The 18,778-nt window shown below is 72.0% G+C and carries 16 protein-coding genes and 1 pseudogene; 8 read left to right on the top strand and 9 right to left on the bottom strand.

Features of this window, described 5'->3' with window-relative positions; genetic code table 11:
* Positions 1 to 67: 67 nt before the first annotated feature.
* Positions 68 to 886: a DUF6597 domain-containing transcriptional factor gene (locus tag ACZ7M2_RS12575; protein ID WP_471595174.1), complete on the bottom strand. Its 819-nt coding sequence runs from the start codon at positions 884 to 886 to the stop codon at positions 68 to 70.
* 168 nt (positions 887 to 1,054) lie between these two features.
* Here ACZ7M2_RS12575 and ACZ7M2_RS12570 point away from each other — a divergent pair, with 168 nt between their 5' ends.
* The 4 genes from ACZ7M2_RS12570 to ACZ7M2_RS12555 all read left to right on the top strand — a co-directional run bounded on the left by ACZ7M2_RS12570 (position 1,055) and on the right by ACZ7M2_RS12555 (position 5,358).
* Positions 1,055 to 2,140 carry an LLM class flavin-dependent oxidoreductase gene (locus ACZ7M2_RS12570; RefSeq protein ID WP_352046285.1) on the top strand — a complete coding sequence of 362 codons (1,086 nt, stop codon included), beginning with the start codon at positions 1,055 to 1,057 and terminating at the stop codon, positions 2,138 to 2,140.
* Entirely contained in the window at positions 2,137 to 2,853 is a 717-nt protein-coding gene (locus ACZ7M2_RS12565) for an FMN reductase (protein WP_471595173.1), read from the top strand. Before ACZ7M2_RS12570 ends, ACZ7M2_RS12565 begins: the two co-directional genes overlap by 4 nt.
* A gap of 300 nt (positions 2,854 to 3,153) precedes the next feature.
* A complete protein-coding gene (locus ACZ7M2_RS12560; protein ID WP_471595172.1) occupies positions 3,154 to 3,888 on the top strand; it encodes a response regulator transcription factor in 735 nt (244 codons plus the stop codon).
* Positions 3,889 to 5,358, top strand: coding sequence for a sensor histidine kinase (locus tag ACZ7M2_RS12555; RefSeq protein WP_471595171.1), 1,470 nt, complete (start codon positions 3,889 to 3,891; stop codon positions 5,356 to 5,358).
* Positions 5,359 to 5,389: 31 nt separating this feature from the next.
* Here the strand turns inward: ACZ7M2_RS12555 and ACZ7M2_RS12550 are convergent, their stop codons facing one another.
* Entirely contained in the window at positions 5,390 to 7,357 is a 1,968-nt protein-coding gene (locus tag ACZ7M2_RS12550) for an APC family permease (protein WP_471595170.1), read from the bottom strand.
* Between the two features lie 369 nt (positions 7,358 to 7,726).
* Between ACZ7M2_RS12550 and ACZ7M2_RS12545 the strand changes: the two genes are divergently transcribed.
* A complete protein-coding gene (locus ACZ7M2_RS12545; protein ID WP_471595169.1) occupies positions 7,727 to 9,358 on the top strand; it encodes a hypothetical protein in 1,632 nt (543 codons plus the stop codon).
* A gap of 88 nt (positions 9,359 to 9,446) precedes the next feature.
* Here the strand turns inward: ACZ7M2_RS12545 and ACZ7M2_RS12540 are convergent, their stop codons facing one another.
* The 5 genes from ACZ7M2_RS12540 to ACZ7M2_RS12520 form a co-directional block, all read right to left on the bottom strand.
* On the bottom strand, positions 9,447 to 11,432 hold the full coding sequence (locus ACZ7M2_RS12540; RefSeq protein ID WP_471595238.1) for an APC family permease: 1,986 nt from the start codon (positions 11,430 to 11,432) through the stop codon (positions 9,447 to 9,449).
* A 189-nt stretch (positions 11,433 to 11,621) separates the two neighbouring features.
* Positions 11,622 to 12,185, bottom strand: a complete 564-nt coding sequence (locus tag ACZ7M2_RS12535; protein WP_471595168.1) for a hypothetical protein — start codon at positions 12,183 to 12,185, stop codon at positions 11,622 to 11,624.
* A gap of 68 nt (positions 12,186 to 12,253) precedes the next feature.
* Positions 12,254 to 12,817: a hypothetical protein gene (locus tag ACZ7M2_RS12530; RefSeq protein WP_471595167.1), complete on the bottom strand. Its 564-nt coding sequence runs from the start codon at positions 12,815 to 12,817 to the stop codon at positions 12,254 to 12,256.
* A gap of 53 nt (positions 12,818 to 12,870) precedes the next feature.
* Positions 12,871 to 13,875, bottom strand: coding sequence for a M56 family metallopeptidase (locus tag ACZ7M2_RS12525; protein WP_471595166.1), 1,005 nt, complete (start codon positions 13,873 to 13,875; stop codon positions 12,871 to 12,873).
* 18 nt (positions 13,876 to 13,893) lie between these two features.
* A complete protein-coding gene (locus ACZ7M2_RS12520; RefSeq protein ID WP_308314069.1) occupies positions 13,894 to 14,307 on the bottom strand; it encodes a BlaI/MecI/CopY family transcriptional regulator in 414 nt (137 codons plus the stop codon).
* A gap of 141 nt (positions 14,308 to 14,448) precedes the next feature.
* On the opposite strand from ACZ7M2_RS12520, the gene ACZ7M2_RS12515 reads away from it, so the two are divergent.
* The 3 genes from ACZ7M2_RS12515 to ACZ7M2_RS12505 all read left to right on the top strand — a co-directional run bounded on the left by ACZ7M2_RS12515 (position 14,449) and on the right by ACZ7M2_RS12505 (position 17,600).
* Positions 14,449 to 15,285, top strand: coding sequence for an undecaprenyl-diphosphate phosphatase (locus tag ACZ7M2_RS12515; protein ID WP_352046297.1), 837 nt, complete (start codon positions 14,449 to 14,451; stop codon positions 15,283 to 15,285).
* Between the two features lie 87 nt (positions 15,286 to 15,372).
* A complete protein-coding gene (locus ACZ7M2_RS12510) occupies positions 15,373 to 16,854 on the top strand; it encodes an MGDG synthase family glycosyltransferase (RefSeq protein ID WP_471595165.1) in 1,482 nt (493 codons plus the stop codon).
* Positions 16,851 to 17,600, top strand: a complete 750-nt coding sequence (locus ACZ7M2_RS12505) for a polysaccharide deacetylase family protein (protein ID WP_471595164.1) — start codon at positions 16,851 to 16,853, stop codon at positions 17,598 to 17,600. Before ACZ7M2_RS12510 ends, ACZ7M2_RS12505 begins: the two co-directional genes overlap by 4 nt.
* A 17-nt stretch (positions 17,601 to 17,617) precedes the next feature.
* Here the strand turns inward: ACZ7M2_RS12505 and ACZ7M2_RS12500 are convergent, their stop codons facing one another.
* Positions 17,618 to 18,292: a class F sortase gene (locus ACZ7M2_RS12500; RefSeq protein WP_471595163.1), complete on the bottom strand. Its 675-nt coding sequence runs from the start codon at positions 18,290 to 18,292 to the stop codon at positions 17,618 to 17,620.
* A 139-nt stretch (positions 18,293 to 18,431) separates the two neighbouring features.
* Positions 18,432 to 18,778 (bottom strand): annotated as a pseudogene (locus ACZ7M2_RS12495) (hypothetical protein); the annotation flags it as partial.

The following is an 18,778-nucleotide window of genomic DNA, read 5'->3' as shown; positions in this document are numbered from 1 at the left end:
TCCGCCTCCAGACCCCACCGGCCGGCGGCCGAGCCCCGGACCACCCGCGATGGCCATCGGAGTCGGGTCAGTGGGTGGTCGTCGCGTAGGTGGTGGGGGGTACTCCCACCGTCGCTGTGAAGTCGCGGACGAGATGGGCCTGGTCGGCGTAGCCGAGGTCGGCGGCGAGGGCGGCCCAGTCGACCGGGCCGGAGGCCTCCGCGCGGGACAGGGCCTCGTGGATCCGGTAGCGCAGGATGATCCACTTCGGGCCGACGCCGACGTATGCGGCGAAGAGCCGTTGCAGGGCCCGTACGGTCATCCCCTCGGCGCGTGCGAAGTCGCCGACGTGCCGGATGGCGCGGTCGCCCCGGATGCGGTCCACCAGGGCCATGGCGAGGTCGGCCTGGGGATCCGGGCGCGGACCGAGGTCCAGGAGGAACGCGTCGAGCGCGGCCACGCGCGCGTCCTCGTCGGCGGGATCGAGGACGGAGGGGACCGTGGCGGCGTCCAGCGTGCGAAACACCGTGTGGAGTGGGATTCGCTGGCCCGTGAGTGACGTCAGGGCTAGTCCCGGCGCGAAGGGGCGGAAGCCCCCCGGGCGGAACTGGATCCCGCACACCCGTCCCCGGCCCTCCAGCTTCTGTGTGAACAGGTCGAGGCCGATGCCGGCCACCTCGCCGAATTCGACGGGGCCCTGACCCGCGTACCTCTGGAAGACGACGTTCACGGACGGGTGCGGAACCACGTGGGAGGCGTACGGCTCGGGCAGGTCCCAGTCGATCAGCCAGTAGTGCTCGAGGTAGGGGCGGAGCGGCTCGGCGGGTTCACGGCGGCGGAAGCGGACGCGCGCGAAGAGCTCCGCGGCGTCGACGATGCCTCGGGTGTCACGGCGTGGGGCGGCCATGACGGGATCGTAGGGCGGGGCACTGACAGTCGGGGCAGGGGCAGGGGCAGGGGCAGGGGCAGGGGCAGGGGCGAGGGGTCGGAGGGTGGGTGGTGCGCGGAATAGCGACGGGGGGTGGATCGTTTGGGGGTATAGTTGAATCGTAAACAACCTGGAGGGTGAGCGACCATGCAGTTCGGAATCTTCAGCGTCGGCGATGTCACGGCGGACCCGACGACCGGCCGTACGCCGACCGAGGCCGAGCGGATCAAGGCCATGGTCGCCATCGCGCAGAAGGCGGAGGAGGTGGGCCTGGATGTGTTCGCGACGGGTGAGCACCACAACCCGCCGTTCGTGCCGTCGTCGCCGACCACGATGCTCGGCTATGTCGCGGCGCGGACCGAGCGGCTGATCCTGTCGACGTCGACCACGCTGATCACCACCAACGACCCGGTGAAGATCGCGGAGGACTTCGCGATGCTGCAGCACCTGGCCGACGGGCGGGTGGATCTGATGATGGGGCGCGGGAACACCGGGCCCGTGTATCCCTGGTTCGGGCAGGACATCCGCCAGGGCATCAACCTGGCCGTGGAGAACTACGCGCTGCTGCGCCGCCTGTGGCGTGAGGACGTGGTGACGTGGGAGGGCAAGTTCCGCACGCCGCTGCAGTCGTTCACCTCGACGCCGCGTCCGCTGGACGGGGTGCCCCCGTTCGTGTGGCACGGCTCGATCCGGTCGCCGGAGATAGCCGAGCAGGCCGCGTACTACGGTGACGGCTTCTTCCACAACAACATCTTCTGGCCGGCCGACCACACCAGGCAGATGGTCGAGCTGTACCGGGAGCGGTACGCGCACTACGGGCACGGCACGCCCGAGCAGGCGATCGTCGGTCTCGGCGGGCAGGTGTTCATGCGGAAGAACTCCCAGGACGCCGTGCGCGAGTTCCGGCCGTACTTCGACAACGCGCCGGTCTACGGGCACGGACCCTCCCTGGAGGAGTTCACCGACCAGACCCCGCTGACCGTCGGCTCCCCGCAGGAGGTCATCGAGAAGACCCTGGCGTTCCGTGAGTACGCCGGTGACTACCAGCGCCAGCTGTTCCTGGTGGACCACGCCGGGCTGCCGCTGAAGACGGTCCTCGAGCAGCTCGACCTGCTCGGCGAGGAGGTCGTCCCGGTGCTGCGCGAGGAGTTCGCCAAGGGGCGTCCGGCGGATGTGCCGGACGCGCCGACCCACCAGTCCCTGCTCAAGGCTCAGGAAGTGAGCGTCGCATGAAGCTCGTCGTCGTCTCGGCGGGGCTGAGCGTCCCCTCGTCGACCCGGCTGCTGGCCGACCGGCTGGCCGCTGCCACCGGCCGGTACACGTCCGTCGACATCCAGGTCGTCGAACTGCGCGACCTGGCCGTGGAGATCGCCCACAACTTCACCAGCGGCTTTCCCGGGCGGGCCCTGTCCGCGGCCCTGGAGTCGGTGACGGAGGCGGACGGGCTGATCGTGGTCACGCCGGTGTTCTCCGCCTCCTACAGCGGCCTGTTCAAGTCCTTCTTCGACGTACTGGACCAGGACGCGCTCACCGGCAAGCCGGTCCTGATCGCCGCGACCGGCGGCTCCGCCCGCCACTCCCTCGTCCTCGAACACGCCCTGCGCCCCCTCTTCGCCTACCTGCGCGCCGTGGTCGTACCGACCGCGGTCTACGCGGCCTCGGAGGACTGGGGTGCGGAAGGCCTGGCCGAGCGGATCGACCGCGCGGCGGGCGAACTGGCGAGGCTCATGGAGGGCCTGGGCTCCGGGGCCGGGGCTGTGCGAAGGGCCGATGCGGCGGACACGGCGGATGCGGCTGACATGGCGGATGAGGCGGTCGCGTCGGTGGCCGTGGACACCGACACCGCCGCCGCCATCGCGCCGCGCTCGCTCGACGGGGCTCTCGCCTCCGCCCACAGGTTCACTGTCATCCCCTTCGAGCAGCAGCTCGCCGCGCTGCGGCCGTAGGGCGAACAGGGCGAACAGGGCGAACAGGGCGAACAGGGAGAGCAGGGCGAACGGGCCGTGATGGCCGTGCGGGCCGGAAGAGGGGGTGGGCCGCCACCGTCCTGCGCTTCCGGCCCACCCCCTCCGTACCGGCCGGACCCCTGCCGGGGGATTCGGGGGTCCGCCCGTCCTGACATACGGGACAGACTGACCAGGCGAGGTAAGGGGCTCGCGGGAGAAGGGGTGAGAGGCGGGTAAGAAGCCCACCCTCACCACCGCCCACCAGGTGGTACCCGGCCGGCGGCTTGGCAGACTGGTGGGGTGCCCCAAAATGTGCTGCTCGCCGAGGACGACCGTGCCATCCGCCATGCCCTGGAAAGGGCGCTGACGCTGGAGGGCTACGCGGTGACGGCCGTCGCCGACGGCGTAGAGGCGCTGGCCCAGGCCCACCGCACGCCACCGGACGTCCTCGTCCTGGACGTGATGATGCCCGGTATCGACGGACTGCAGGTGTGCCGCGTGCTGCGAGCAGAGGGAGACCGTACGCCGATCCTGATGCTCACCGCACTGGTCGAGACGGCCGACCGCATCGCGGGCCTGGACGCCGGGGCCGACGACTACGTGGTCAAGCCGTTCGACGTGGAGGAGGTCTTCGCCCGGCTGCGGGCCCTGCTCCGCCGGACCGGTCCGGTGAACGGCACCCCCGCCGGCGTAACGGCGCCGTCGCCGTCGGTGTCCGCGTCGAAGGAGGCGTCGGGCCAGATCTCCGCGGCCGGGCTGCGCATGGACATCCAGGCGCGCCGTGCCTGGCGCGGACAGCGCGAGCTGGAGCTCACCCGCACCGAGTTCGAGCTGCTCGAACTGCTCGTCCGCAACGCGGGCATCGTCCTCGACCACGCCACGATCTACGACCGCATCTGGGGCTACGACTTCGGTCCCGGCTCCAAGAACCTCGCCGTGTACGTGGGATATCTGCGGCGCAAGCTCGACGAGCCGGGAGCACCGGCGCTGATCCACACCGTCCGGGGCGTGGGGTATGTGCTGAGGGAGGACTGAGTGCCCCCTCGATGGCTCACGGGGCTGCGGCCCCGGCGGGTGTCCTCCCTGCGGGCCACCCTCACCCTGTCCTTCGCCGCCGTGGCCGCCGTGGTCACCGTCCTCGTCGGGTTCCTGAGTTACGACGCCGCCGCCCGGCTGGTGCGGGTGGACCAGCAGACCGTCTTCTCCGGGGTCGTGCAGGACCTGCGGGTCCAGGTGCGCGAGACGGCGTTGGACCCGGGCGATTTCTCCTCGTCCGACCCCGATCACGACGGACCGCTGGACGACATCATCCGGCCCGCCCGTACGGATGTGCAGGTGCTCGGGCGCGGCGGGGTGATCTCGGACCGCGGGAACCCGGCGCTGCCCGTGACCGCCGCCGACCGGCGGACAGCCGCGTCCGCGACCGCGGGCAAGTGGGTGGAGCACGGGGAGGTCGACGTCGCCGGCGACCGCTACCGGGTGGCGACCGTCGCGCTCGGCGGCGGGCGGGGCGCGGTGCAGGTGGCCCAGCAGTTCAGTGACACGGAGGATCTGCTGCGGGAGCTGCAACAGCGGACCGTGCTGCTGGTGGGGGCGGTGGTGATCGCGTCGGGGCTGTTCGGCTGGTGGCTGGCCCGGCGCATCACCCGGCGGCTCGTGCGGCTGGCCGGGGCCGCGGAGGACGTGGCGCGCACCGGGCGGCTCGGCATCCAGGTGCCGGTGGCGGGATACGACGAGGTGGCCCGCCTCGGCCGCTCCTTCGACCGGATGCTCGGCCGGCTCGCCCAGTCCGAGGAGGACCAGCGGCGGCTGGTCCAGGACGCGGGCCATGAACTCCGTACGCCGCTGACCTCGCTGCGTACGAACATCTCCATGCTGCGCCGCATCGACGAGCTGCCGCCCGACGCCCGCGAGGAGCTGGTCGCCGACCTGGCGCAGGAGTCACGTGAGCTGACCGACCTCGTCAACGAGCTGGTGGCGCTCGCGGCCGGGCGGTCCGACACCGAGCCCGTGCAGCGGATCGACCTGGCCGATCTCGCCGAGGACGTGGCGATCGCCTCGCGGCGCCGCACCGGGCGGGACATCCTCGTCCGGGTGGGCGGTGACACGACGGCCGACGGCCGTCCCACGGCGCTTCAGCGGGCGATATCCAACCTGGTGGAGAACGCGGCCAAGTTCGACCGCGAGGGCAAGGCGCCGATCGAGATCGCGGTCACCGGTCCGGTGCGCCCCGGCGTCGGGGTGGGCGGCGGTCTTCCGGGCAGCGTCCGGATCGAGGTCCTCGACCGGGGTCCGGGCGTGGTCGAGGGCGATCTCGTCCGGGTCTTCGACCGTTTCTACCGCGCTGCCGACGCCCGCAGCCTGCCCGGTTCCGGGCTCGGTCTGTCCATCGTCCGTGAGGTGGCCACCGGCCACGGCGGAGCGCCGTTCGCCTTCCGGCGGGAGGGGGGAGGCGCGGTCATCGGGTTCACGGTGAGCGCGGACTACCCGACGGAAGAGGACTGACGGGCGGACGGGCGGGGTGCTGTCACCGTGGCTAGCCGACGTGTACGCGCGGGCGGCGGGAGCGGTCCGGTTCGGCCTCGCGCAGGACCTCTCGGGTGACGGGGGCGACCTCGCCCTGGCCGAAGAGGAAGAAGCGCAGGAAGTTGGTGAAGGGGTCGCCCTCGGTCCACTCGAAGTAGATGTGCGGGGTGCAGCCGGTGCGGTCGCGGACGTACAGGAGCAGGGCGGCCAGGGCGTTGGGGATGGAGGAGGACTCCAGGGTCAGGACGCGGTAGCGGCCGTGGAGCACCTCGCCGCGTACGGTCAGGCCCGCCTCGAACTCCGAGGGGTCCAGGACGGTGACCTCGACGAAGACGAAGTCCTCCTGGGCCGGGAGGTCGTTGTCGGCGCGGATCTGCTCGATCTTCTCGCGGTACTCGGCCTTGTCGCGGTTGTCGGGTTCGTTGGCGATGAACCGGATCCGGCGGCTGGCTATGTCGCGGACGAACCGGTCCGCCATGTCGTCCAGGCTCACGCTGGTCACCCGCAGTTCGAAGGCGCGGGCCAGCCGGGAGAGCAGCGAGACGAGGATGATGCCGGCGATGAAGCAGGCGCCGATCTTGACGCCGTCGGGGCGTTCGATGACGTTCACGACGGTCGTGTAGAGGAAGACCGCGGAGATGACGGCGAAGGCGATGGTCCAGTTGCGCTGGCCGGCCTTCCGCGCGGCGATGGTCACGGCGATCGCGGCGGAGCTGATGAGGACGAGGACACCGGTGGCGTAGGCGCCGCCCTGCGCGTCGACGTCGGCGTCGAAGATCCAGGTGACCAGGAACGCGACCAGGGTGAAGACGATCACCATGGGGCGGACGGCGCGTGCCCAGTGCGGGGCCATGCCGTAGCGGGGGAGGTAGCGGGGCATGAGGTTGAGCAGTCCGGCCATCGCGGAGGCGCCCGCGAACCACAGGATGGCGATGGTCGACACGTCGTAGACCGTGCCGAAGGCGCCGCCGAGGTATTCGTGCGCGAGATAGGCGAGGGCGCGGCCGTTGGCCTGGCCGCCGGACTTGAACTCCTGCTCCGGGATGAGGAGCGTGGTGATGAAGCTGGTGAAGATGAGGAAGACGCTCATGATCACGGCGGCGGTGGTCAGCAGCTTCTTGGTGTCCCGGATGCGGCCGGCCGGCTTCTCGTCGGTGTCGGTGGCGTCGCCCTGGACGTGCGGCATGACGGCCACGCCGGTCTCGAAGCCGGAGAGGCCGAGGGCCAGTTTGGGGAAGACCAGGAGGGCGACCCCGACCATCGCGAAGACGTTTCCGTGTTCGGTGGTCAGGGCGCTGGTCCAGTCGGTGATCACATGCTCGGCCGTCGCCACGTGCCACAGGCCCACGATCACGACCACGACGTTGAGCGCGAGATAGATCCCCACCAGGACGACGGCGACGCCGATCGCCTCCAGGAAGCCCTTGAGGAACACCGCGCCGAGCAGGGCCACCAGGATGAGCGTGATCAGCATCTGCTGGTTGTGCAGCGTGCTGGTGAGATGGGGGTTCTCGACCAGGTGGGTGGAGGCGTCGGCCGCCGACAGGGTGATGGTGATCAGGAAGTCGGTGGCGGCGAAGCCCAGCAGGGTCAGGACGAACAGCTTGCCCTTCCAGAACGACAGCAGTCGCTCCAGCATCGCGATCGAGCCCTCGCCGCGCGGGCTCTCCTCGGCCACCCGCCGGTAGACGGGCAGTGCGCCCGCCAGGGTGACGATGACGAGCACGATGGTCGCGACGGGCGAGAGGAGTCCGGCGGCCAGGGCCGCGATGCCGGGCTGGTAACCCAGTGTCGAGAAGTAGTCGACGCCGGTCAGGCACATCACCCGCCACCAGCGCTGTCCCTGGTGCACGGGCTCCGGCACGGCGTGCGTGCTCTGCGGGGTCTTGCCCATGTCGGACAGTCCCTGGAGCATCCACGCGCGCAGCCGGCTCGTACCCGTCGTACCGCTGGTACGAGCGTGGTCGGTGGTGGCCATCGGGGTGCTCCTGACTTGCTGCCCGGCGTGGTGCCCATGGTGATCCGATTCTGGGCAATGGGGGAGAAAACGGCAGGGCGGGTGGACATTGCGGCGAACGGGGGACGGCGGTGCGGTCGCAGGGGTGGCAGCCCCCGGTCCGGCACCGCGGTCCGGCACTCCGGTCCGGCGCTCGGTCCGCCCCCGACCACGAGAATGCCGTGCTTTTCGCACACGTGGTCGGCCGACGGCGTCAAGGCCGCGTCAAAGTCGTCCGGTGCGCCATCAGGGGCCCATCAAGGTCCGGTGCGGGTGAGGTGAAGCGGTCGCAGACTGGGCGCGGCACGGGGGACACGGACGAGCGTCTGTGGCGTGCCGAGGGAGGGGCTCGTGGCTGTCACGGCCGGTACCACGCACAGTCCCGCGGCGCGAGCCGCGACCACGCACAGTCCGACGCGAGCCGGGACCCTCGCAGCGCCACCGCGCGGGGCGAGCGCCCCCTCCGGGGGTGGGCACCAGCCTCGGCCCAGACGTGGGGGACCGCGATCGAGACGCCCCCGACGCGCCGGGCGGCCCCGAAGTCCCAGGCTCCCTCTGCGCCTCGCACCCCGAAGAGCCGCCACCGCCCTGCACCGCCGCTTCTGGGCGACCCTGCCCGCACGACTGCGGCTGCTGCGGACCGGCACCCTCCTGCTGACCGTCGCCCTCGCCCTGCTGCTCGGGCTGGCCGGACTCGCCGCCACCGGTACCTGGGACACGGTCGAGGGCCGCGACGCACCCCGCACCACCAGCGCCGCCGACCTGAACCTCGCCCTCAACGACATGGACGCGCAGGCCGCCAACCTCCTGCTGGCCGGCGGCGACGGGGGCAAAGGGCGCCTGGCGACGCCGTACGAGAAGGCGGCCGGCTTCTACGGGGACGCGCGCCGCGCGATCGGCCACGACCTGCGCACGCTCGCCGTCGCCGCCCAGGGAGACCACACCGACGAGCACACCGTCGAGTCGCTCACCGACGACTTCGCCGAGTACCAGGAGCTGATCGGCCGCGCGCTGGAGAACGACGACCGCGCCGGCGGCGGACCGGCCGCCCTCGTCGACTACCGCGAGGCCACCGATCTCCTCCAGGCCCAGCTCCTGCCGAGCGCGAGGACGCTGGTGGACTCCAACAACAGCGCCTTCGACCGGCAGTACGACCAGGCCCGTTCGGTCCTCGCGGCCCAGCTCGCCGCCGTCCTCGTGCTCGGCGTGCTGCTGCTCGCCGCCCTCGGCGTCCTCCACTGGTACCTGGCCCGCCGCTTCCACCGGATCCTCAACCCCGGCGTGCTGGCCGCCACCGTCTGCGCGCTGCTCGCCGTGCTCCTCGGCGGCCAGGCGCTCTCCGCCTCCGCCGACCGGCTGCACAGCGCCCGCCGCGACGCCTTCGACTCCGTCGTCGCCCTCTCCCGCGCCCGCGCGATCGCCTACGACGCGAACGCCGACGAGAGCCGCTCTCTGCTGGACCCCGAGCGCCGCGCGCAGTACGCGCAGGCGTTCCTCGCCAAGTCGCAGCAGCTGTACGGGGTGAAGGGCGCGACCCTCGACTCGTACGACTTCGGGCTCGCCACGACCTGGAAGGAGTACCGCGCCGACCACCACACCCTCGACTTCGGCGGCGAGTTCGCGCGTGAGCTCGCCAACCTCACCTTCCCCGGCGAACGGGCCGCGGCGGAGCGGACGGTGGACGCGTACGCCGTCTACCAGCGCGACGACCGGCGGATCCGGGCCCTGGTCGCGCAGGGCAAGGAGGGTGAGGCCGTCGCGTTCTGCATGGGCTGGGAGCCGGGCACGTCCAACGCCCACTTCGGGGCCTGGATGACGGCCCTGGACCAGGTGACGGACATCAACCGGCGGCACTTCACGGCGGCGGTCCGCGCGGGCCGCTTCGAGGCCACCGGACTGCTCCCGTGGACGTGCGGTCTGCTGCTCGGCGCGGGTGCGCTGATCCTGCTGGGGCTGCGACCGAGGCTCGCCGAGTTCCGTTGAACCGGGGTCTGCTGAACGGGGTTGTGCTGAGAGGGGGGAGAGGGGGCTGAGAGGGGAGTGCGCCGCGCCGGGTTCCGCCGTGGGCGCGTCACCGGCGCCGGGTGCCCGCCCGGGGCGCAGGCCCCTGCGGTTCCCCCCGCCGGAAGGACCCCGGCGCCCTGGCCGTGGGCCGGTCGGCGTGGGCCGAGGACGTCAGCTGCCACGGCACACTCGTGACCATGACCCCCGGGGTGAACAGGAGCCGGTTCTTCAGCCACAGCGCCGACTGGTTGTGCAGAAGGTTCTCCCACCAGTGTCCGACGACGTACTCGGGGATGAAGACGGCGACGATGTCCCGCGGGCTCTCGCGGCGGATCGAGCGGACGTACTCCACGACCGGCCGGGTCACCTCGCGGTACGGCGAGTCGATGATCTTCAGCGGGACGTCGATGCCGTACTCCTCCCAGCGCCTGAGCAGCGCCGCCGCCTCGTCCCGGTCGACGGAGACCGTCAGGGCCTCCAGCCGGTCGGGGCGGAAGGCGCGCGCGTAGGCGAGGGCACGGAGGGTCGGCTTGTGCAGGGTGGAGACCAGTACGATCCCCAACACGCGTGAGGGGAGGGTGAGTTCGCCCTTCGGGTCGGCCACCGCCAGTTCCGCCGAGGTGGCGTCGTAGTGGCGCCGGATGCCGCGCATCATCACCCACAGCACGATCGCCGCGAGTACGGCGAGCCACGCGCCCTCCGTGAACTTGGTGGCCAGCACGATCACCAGGACCAGGCCGGTGACGACCGAGCCGAGTGCGTTGATCACGCGGGCCGTGTGGTGGCGGCGCCGCGGGGCCGGGTCGCGTTCCGTGCGCAGCTCGCTGTTCCAGTGCCGGACCATGCCCAGCTGGGAGAGCGTGAAGGCGGTGAACACGCCCAGGATGTAGAGGTGGATGAGGCTGGTGACATTCGCCTTGAAGCCCCACAGCAGCAGCGCCGCGACGACCGCGAGCGCCAGGATGCCGTTGGAGAAGGCGAGCCGGTCGCCACGGTTGTGCAACTGGTGGGGCAGATAACGGTGTTGGGCCAGGATGGACGCGAGCAGGGGAAAGCCGTTGAAGGCCGTGTTCGCCGCCAGGATCAGGACCAGCGCGGTCGCCGCCTGGATGACGTAGAAGCCGACGCTGTGCTCGCCGCCGAAGACCGCCGCCGCGATCTGCGCGATCACCGTGCGCTGGGTGTACGAGCCGCAGTCGCCGGTGAGTCCGGTCAGCCGGCACGCGTTGTCCGTGATGTGCACCTTGGTGATCAGCGCCAGCGCGGTGACGCCCACGAACATGACGATCGCGAGGGCGCCCATCGCGGTCAGTGTCTCGGCCGCGTTCCTCGACTTGGGCTTGCGGAAGGCCGGTACGCCGTTGGAGATGGCCTCCACCCCGGTCAGCGCCGTACAGCCGGAGGAGAACGCGCGCAGCACCAGCATCAGCAGGGCGAGACCCGTCAGGTTCGCGTCCGAGGGGTCCGGCGTGACGCCGTAGCCGGCGCTCTCGGCGACCGGCGCGTCCCCGAGGGCGTAGCGGATCAGGCCTGTGACCACCATGACGAGCACACCGCTGATGAACAGGTACGTCGGTGCGGCGAAGGCGCGTCCCGACTCCCGGACGCCCCGCAGGTTCATCGCCGTCAGGACCGCCACGAAGCCGATCGCCATCAGAACGCGGTGGTCGGCGAGGCGTGGGACGGCGGAGATGATGTTGTCGACGCCCGAGGCGACCGAGACGGCCACCGTCATGACGTAGTCGACGAGGAGCGAGGCGGCGACGACCAGTCCGGCGGTCGGACCGAGGTTCGTCGACACCACCTCGTACGAGCCGCCGCCGCTCGGGTAGGCGTGCACCACCTGGCGGTACGACAGCACCACGACCGTCATCAGCGCCACGACCGCGGCCGCGATCCACGGGGTGAAGTGCAGGTAGGCAAGGCCGCCCAGGGTGAGGACCAGCAGGATCTCCTGGGTCGCGTACGCCACCGAGGACAGCGGGTCCGAGGCGAAGATCGGCAGGGCGAGCCGCTTGGGCAGCAGCGTCTCGTGCAGCTCTTCGCTGCGCATGGCCCGGCCGATCACCAGCCGCTTGAGGATCCCCGTGACGTTGAACACGGGCGGAGGGTAAGCCGGAGGAGGGGCCGGGAGGGGGCCCGACACTCACTCCGGCCCGCTCCTCCCTCGGAGGTCGCGCTCCCGCGGGCGCCCGCTCCCGCCGCCGGGGGCGACCAGGCCGGTCTCCGCGCGACCCCTCGCTCACTCCAGCCCCGACACCCTGAAGACCGTCAGTGCCGTCTCGCGGTCGATCCGCTCCGAGACGCGGTGCAGCGCGGTCTGCCCGCACGAGAGCGTGGAGCGCAGGGCGGACAGGCGCGCGTCCTCGTCGAGGCGGCGCCACAGGGGCGGATTGGCGACCAGGACCCGGGGGTCGATCTCGACGCGCGCGCCGAACGTGTCCCGCAGCACGAGCCGCTGGCCGACTCCGTCCAGGCAGCGCACCGACACCAGGTGGTCGGTGCGCACCAGCCGCGAGCGCAGCAGTCCGCGCGAGACCAGCCAGCCCTCGCCCGCGGAGACCCGGGTGGGGTACAGCACGAGAAACAGCAGCAGCGCGAGCGCGGCCCACAGGATGGCGCGCGGCGCGGAGAGGGTGCCGACTCCCCAGTCGATGAGGAGGAGAAGGGCGAGGAGCACGGTCGCGCAGCGGATCGAACTGCGTACGTCCTGGGCCCAGAGGTGGTCGCGCGCGACTTCCGCGGAGAGTGGGGCGGGTGCGTCGACCGCGGTGCGCGCGTTGTTGCGGCGGTTGCGGCGTTCCATACGACCGACGGTAGAGACCGGGGAGGCCGCAGGCAGCATGCCTTGACGGGTCTCTGATGACCTGGGCGTCAAGGATGCGACAAGAGGCCTCGGCCTGCCGCTACGCGGTCCGGGAGGCACAGGGTCTGGCCGGCCGTGGCGGAGGTGGCCGGACAGGTCACAGACGGCTCCAGGGCCGCCGTCGCAGCTCGCGGCGGCGTGGCCGTCCCGGTCGACCGCCGTACGGACCACGGCGTCGAAGAGGGTCTCGCCCCCTTGTGGGTGAAGCCGCCGGAGGCCGCGCTCATCTCGTCCGGGCTTGCGAACAGCTCGGCGATGGCCCGTGCGACGGCCTCCAGCACCGCCATCCGCTGACTGCACGAGCCCCGCCCGAGCGCCGGCGTCCGCGAGGTGCTGCGCAGGTCGTCCACGGAGTACACCAGGCGTACCTCACGCGCGATGATCCCGTGTGCCACGCGCAGTGAGTCGCGGGCGGTGTCTTCGGTGGGGGGCCGCTCGACGAGGGCGGTGACGTCCGGGTGGGGCCAGTCGAGGGTCGGGGTGGGGCGCGTGGAGCCGGGTACGGGTTCGGTCCCTGGGGCGACCGGGTCGCCTCCCGCACGTCGGCACGGCATCAGCGAACGACTCGTCATGGCCCGCCCCTGTCCCCCGTTCTCACTCGGCCCACGCCTCGACGACGACCGGTTCAGCCGAAGGGCAGGGCGGTGTGTTCGGACCTGTCCTGGTCGAGGTGATGCGGGCCGTGATGGTGCGCGATGCCGACCACCTCGAGGAGGTCGTGCAGGTCGCGGGTGGCGGCGACGGTCGACATCATGGTGAGGATGAGGCACGCCGTCGTGACGAGGGCGAGCCCCGGACGGCGGGTGAGCGGCGGGGCGAGGAGGGCGGCGACCCGGCGGGGGACCGGGCCCGCGCCGGCGAGCGGTCCCCGTCGGCCGAGGACGCCGCGGAAGCCGAGGGTGGAGAGGCGGGGGGCGGGGGCGTTGTGGGCGGCCAGGGCCGCCTTGCCGACCGCGCGGGCGACCCGGCGGCGGTCGCCGGTGGCGCGGGCGGCTTGTTCGTCGGCCCAGCGTTCGACGGTGTAGGTGACGGCGGTGGCGAAGGGCCGCAGGAGGGGGTTGGCGGCGGCGCCCAGGCCGGCCAGGGCCACGAACAGATAGTGGTGGGCGGCGAGATGGGCGCGCTCGTGGGCGAGCAGGATGTCGTGCTCGGTCTCGTCCAGGGTGCGCAGCATGCCGGTGGAGACGACGACCCGCCCCGGCAGCCCCGGCAGCGCGTACGCGTCCGGCGCCTCGTCCTCGACGATGACGAGTCCGTCCGGCGTGGGCATGCACGCGGCGTCCCAGATGGCGGAGGCGAGGGAGCGGGCCCGGCGCCACAGCATCCGCGCCGCGGTCAGCAGCGCGCCGCCGAGCAGGAGGCCGGCGAGGAGCGCGACCGGCGGTTCGGCGGGGTCGTTGATCTGCGCGGTGCGGGCCGACCAGTGGCCGAGGCCGGCGAGGAACGGGACGCCTATCAGACCGGTGATCGCCAGTAGTCCCAGCGAGACGGTGGTCGCCACGCCCAGGATCAGCGCGGAGGCGGTGAGCAGCCAGGTGGCCAGGCGCGGTTCGCAGCGTTCGGAGAGCGGGCGGGCGCCGAGAGGCGCGATCACGGACAGCAGCAGCGGCAGATAGACGGCGATACGCATCCGGGCGGGCTCCTTGTCCTACCGGTCGGGGTCCGCGTCGGGTCCCAGCAGGTGGCGCAGCAGGTCCGCGTCGGTGTCGGACAGGCTGTCGGCGAAGCGGGCGAGCACCGCCTCGCGGTCGGGGCGCTCCTCGAGCACGGTGCGCATCCGGCGGGCGGCAAACCCGGGGTCGTCGGTCACGGGCGCGTAGGCGTACGCCCGTCCGCGCCGGGTGCGGGTGAGCAGCTGCTTGGTGTGCATCCGGGTGAGGATCGTGACCACGCTGCTGTACGTCAGCTCGCCCCCGAGCCGTTCGGCGACCTCGCCCGGGGTGAGCGCGGCCTCGGCCTGCTGGAGTACGCCGAGGATCTCGGACTCCCGCTCGCCGTTGGCCCGCTTGGAGCCTCGAGCCTGTGAATCGCGTGAATCGCGGCCCATGGGTTTGTCGTTCACCCGTCCATCTTCTACAGTCCTGTAAAACTTGAACTTCTACGGCGGTGTAAATGCTGCCGTGGTCCGAGTCTGCCATGTCTCGCCGTGCGCCCGTGCCCCGGGGGACACGTGCTCGCCCTGTTCACCGCAGAGATGGATCCCATGAGTGCTATCAGCGTCGGCCAAGCCGCCGTACTCGGAGTCGTCGAGGGAGTGACCGAGTTCCTCCCGGTCTCCTCCACCGGCCACCTCAAGATCACCGAGGGGCTGATGAACATCCCGGTCGACGACACGGCCGTCGTCGGCTTCACCGCCGTCATCCAGGTCGGCGCGATCGCCGCCGTACTCGTGTACTTCTTCAAGGACATCGTGCGGATCGTCTCCGCGTGGGGCCGGGGGCTGCGCGACCGCGAGCAACGGCAGCACCACGACTACAAGTTCGCCTGGTGGGTCATCTACGCCACCATCCCGATCGTGATCGTGGGCCTCGCCGCCAAGCCGCTCATCGACGGGGCGCTCGGCTCCCTGTGGGTGGTCGCCGTCTCGCTGATCGTCGGCAGTGGCGCGATGTGGGCGGCGGACCAGATGGGGCGCCACAAGCGCGGCGAGGACGACACCACCTTCAAGGACGCGATGCTGGTGGGCTGTTCACAGATCCTCGCCCTGCTCTTCCCGGGCTTCTCGCGCTCCGGCGCCACGATGTCCACCGCGCTCGTCCTCGACCTGGACCGGGTCGCCGCCACCCGGCTCTCCTTCTTCCTCGGCATCCCCGCCCTGACCGGCGCCGGTCTGTACGAGTTGAAGGACGCCGTCGGTGCGGGAGTGGGCGTCGTGCCGCTGGCCGTCGGCACCGCCGTCTCCTTCGTCGTCGCCTACGCGTCGATCGCCTGGCTGCTGAAGTTCGTCGCCAAGCACTCCTTCAACGCCTTCGTGATCTACAGGATTGTCGTCGGCGTGCTGCTTCTCGGGCTGCTGGGTGCGGGAGCGCTCAACGCCTGAGGGTTCAACGCCTGAGCGCTCAGCACCTCACCGCCGAGTCGGTGACGTCCCCCGTCATGCCCTCACCACTCTGGAGGCTGATCCGCTGTGCCCCACTCCGACAGTCCCACCCGCATCACCGTCATCTCCGCGAGCATGGGGGCCGGGCACGACGGCGCCGCCACCGAACTCACCCGCCACCTCACGGCGGCGGGCTTCCTGGTCGACCGCCACGACTTCCTCGACCTGCTGCCCGCCCGCATCGGAAAGCTGCTCTCCGGCGCCTACCTCCGGCTGCTGACCTGGGCCCCCGCGGGCTACCAGCGCATCTACGCCGCCACCGAGCACGAACGACGCCCCAACCCCGCCGTACGGGCCCTGCTGCGCGGCGCCGAACGCCACACCCTCGCCACCGTCACCCCCGACACCCGCGCGGTCGTCTCGACCTACCCCGGAGCGAGCCAGGTCCTCGGCGCCCTGCGGCTGCGCGGCCGGCTCGCGATACCGGCCCTGACCTACCTCACCGACTTCTCCGTCCACTCCCTGTGGGTGGCGCCCGGCATCGACGCCCACCTCGCCGCCCACGCGATACCCGCCGCCCAGGCGCACGAGCAGGGCGCGGCGGGCGTCACCGTGACCGGCCCGATGACCGACCCGCGCTTCACCCCCGCCGACGAGGACGAACGGCGTGCCGCCCGCACCCGTTTCGGCCTTCCCCCGGACACACCGCTCGCCCTGCTGGTCGCGGGCTCGTGGGGGGTCGGGCCCGTCCGGGAGGCCGCCGCGGAGATCCTCGGCACCGGGGTCGCGCTGCCGGTCGTCGTCTGCGGACGCAATCACGCGCTGGCCGAACGGCTGCGCGCGGACGGCATCCCCCACGTGCACGGCTGGGTGGACGACATGCCCGGCCTGATGCACGCGTGCGACGTCCTCGTCCAGAACGCGGGCGGGCTCACCTCGCTGGAGGCGCTCGCGGGCGGACTCCCGGTCGTCAGCTACCGCTGCATACCCGGGCACGGCCAGACCAACGCCGCCGCGCTCGACGAGGCGGGCCTCGCTCCCTGGATCCGCGAGCCCGACCAGTTGGCGCCGACCCTGACCGAACTCCTCCACGGCCCGCGCGGCCGGGCGCAGCGCGAGGCGGGCCTGGCCCTGTTCGCCACGGCCCCCGGCCCCGTACCGGCCGTCACAGCGATGACCCGCGGCCCGCTGCCCGCCGCCACCATTCCGTCCCAGCGCCGCCCGGCCGACGCCCGCGCCGGGACTCCCGGACCTCGGGCCGGAGTTCGGGCCGGCGGACGGCTCGGGCTGCCCGCGAGGCCTGGGCGGCCGGTCGCCGCGCGGGCCGCCGTCGACTTCGAGACGTCCCGACTCCCGACCGCCGTACCGGCCGACGCGCCGCGGCGCCCCGTTGCCGCGCGGTTCGCCGTCAGGTCACGGCAGGCCCGGCGCCGTACGGTCCTCATGGTCGCCGCCGTCACCGCCACCCTCTCCCTCGGTATCGGCGCCCCGCTCGCCTACGCCTACGGGGAGTCCCCCGGCCACCGCTTCGATGCGCTCACCCACTACCTGGAGGACGACGACCGATGAGGTCAGGCCCGGGCCGGTCGGCCCGTACCGTTCGGCGGGCCGGGGCGATCGCCCTGCCCGTGCTCGCCGCCGCGCACGCCGGGCCGGTGATCTCCACCTTCGGCCCGCTGCGCAACCGGACCATGCCCCGCCTCGCCGGCCGTGGCCGCCCCGACCACGTCGCGCTCACCTTCGACGACGGGCCCGACCACCTCTCCACCCCGCACTTCCTGCGGCTGCTGGACGCCCGGGGCATCCGGGCGACCTTCTTCCTGCTGGGCTCGATGCTGGCCCGCTCGCCCCGTCTGGCCGAGGAGATGGCCGCCGCCGGGCACGAGATCGGCATCCACGGCTGGCACCACCGCCCCCTGCTGCTGCGCGGCCCCCGCGCCACGTACGACGACCTCGCCCGGGCCCGCGACGCCGTCGCCGAGGTCACCGGCCGCCCGCCCACGCTGTTCCGGCCGCCGTACGGAGTGATGAACACCGCCGCCCACCTCACCTGCCGCCGCCTCGGGCTGACCCCGACGCTGTGGACGGCCTGGGGCGAGGACTGGCGCAAACGGGCCACCCCGGACTCCGTCCACCGCACCGTCACCCGCGATCTGTCCGGCGGCGGCACCATTTTGCTTCACGACTCCGACTGCACCTCGGCCCCGGACTCCTGGCGCACCACCCTCGCCGCCCTGCCCCGCGTCCTGGACACCTGCGAGACGCACGGCTGGCGCGTCGGGCCCCTGCGCGAACACGGAGTCCCTGGCCTCTGACACGTCACGGGCCGTGGTCAGACGAGGTGGGCGAAGACCACCAGGTTCTCGGTGTAGTCCTTCGCCGAATGGTCGTAGTCGCCGGCGCAGGTGATCAGCCGGACCTCGGCGTCGCGGGTGTCGGCGTACACGCGCTTGTCGGGGAAGTCGTCCTTCGGATACGTGTCGGCGTTGTCGACCACGAAGGTGGCCTCGCGCCCGTCGGCCCTCTTCACGGTGAACCGGTCGCCCTTCCCCAGCTCCCTGAGGTCGGCGAAGACGGCCGGGGAGGTCGTCGTGTCGACATGACCGGCGATGATCGCGGCGCCCGGCTCACCGGGAGACACGCCCTTGGCGTACCAGCCGACCAGGTTGGTGTCGTCGGCCGTCGGAGGCTGGAGCTTGCCCTCGTCGTCGATGGCCAGTTCGGTGAACGGGGCGTCCACGTCGATCTTCGGGATGAGCAGCCGCGTCGGCTCGGACCGTGGCAGATGCTTGCCCAGCGGCCGGGCCGAGGACGACGGTGCCAGCGCCGCGGCATGGGGCTTGGCCGAGGGGGCGAAGGGGTCGGAGGGCTTGCCGTGGCCGCCGAACAGGCTCAGCGCCAGGACCAGGATTCCGGCGCACCACACGTACAACGGCACGCCGGACCGAGCGCCCTGGAGCGGCGTCACGGAATGGGGCTCGACAGGGGAGGACAACCGGGATGCCATCGGGCACCACCTCACTGGAACACGTACGGGACAACTCACTGGATTACGGCGGCGGAGCCGGCGCGGACGGGGGACAACCAGCCGGGCCGCCACGCTGTGCGCAGGAGGCGGCCCGGGCTGCTATGTCGTCAGGCATGGATCAGGACAGGCCGTCCGCCGCACGCTTGCGGCGCACCACGTAGACGCCCGCACCGGCGAGAGCCAGGACCGCCAGCCCACCGGCCGTCGTACCCGGCATGGCGAGCGCACCGCCACCCGTGTGCATGCCGCCGCGGGGCTTGTCGCGCTCCGAGTCCGAGTCGTCCTTGCCGCCGCGGTCGGAACCCGAGTCGTCCTTGCTACGGCCTGAACTCGACTCGTCGTCGCCCTTGTCGCCCTTGTTGCCCTTGTCGCCTTTGTCCTTGTAGGTCTCCGGGTCGAACTTCTCGTCGTCCTTGTTCCAGTCGTCACTGCGTACGGTGCTGAGGGCACCGCCGCCGGTGTGCA

This window comes from Streptomyces sp. NPDC111507, assembly GCF_055638955.1.
Note: the sequence above shows the minus strand (reverse complement) of the source record. Positions and strands in the feature narration are given on the sequence as shown.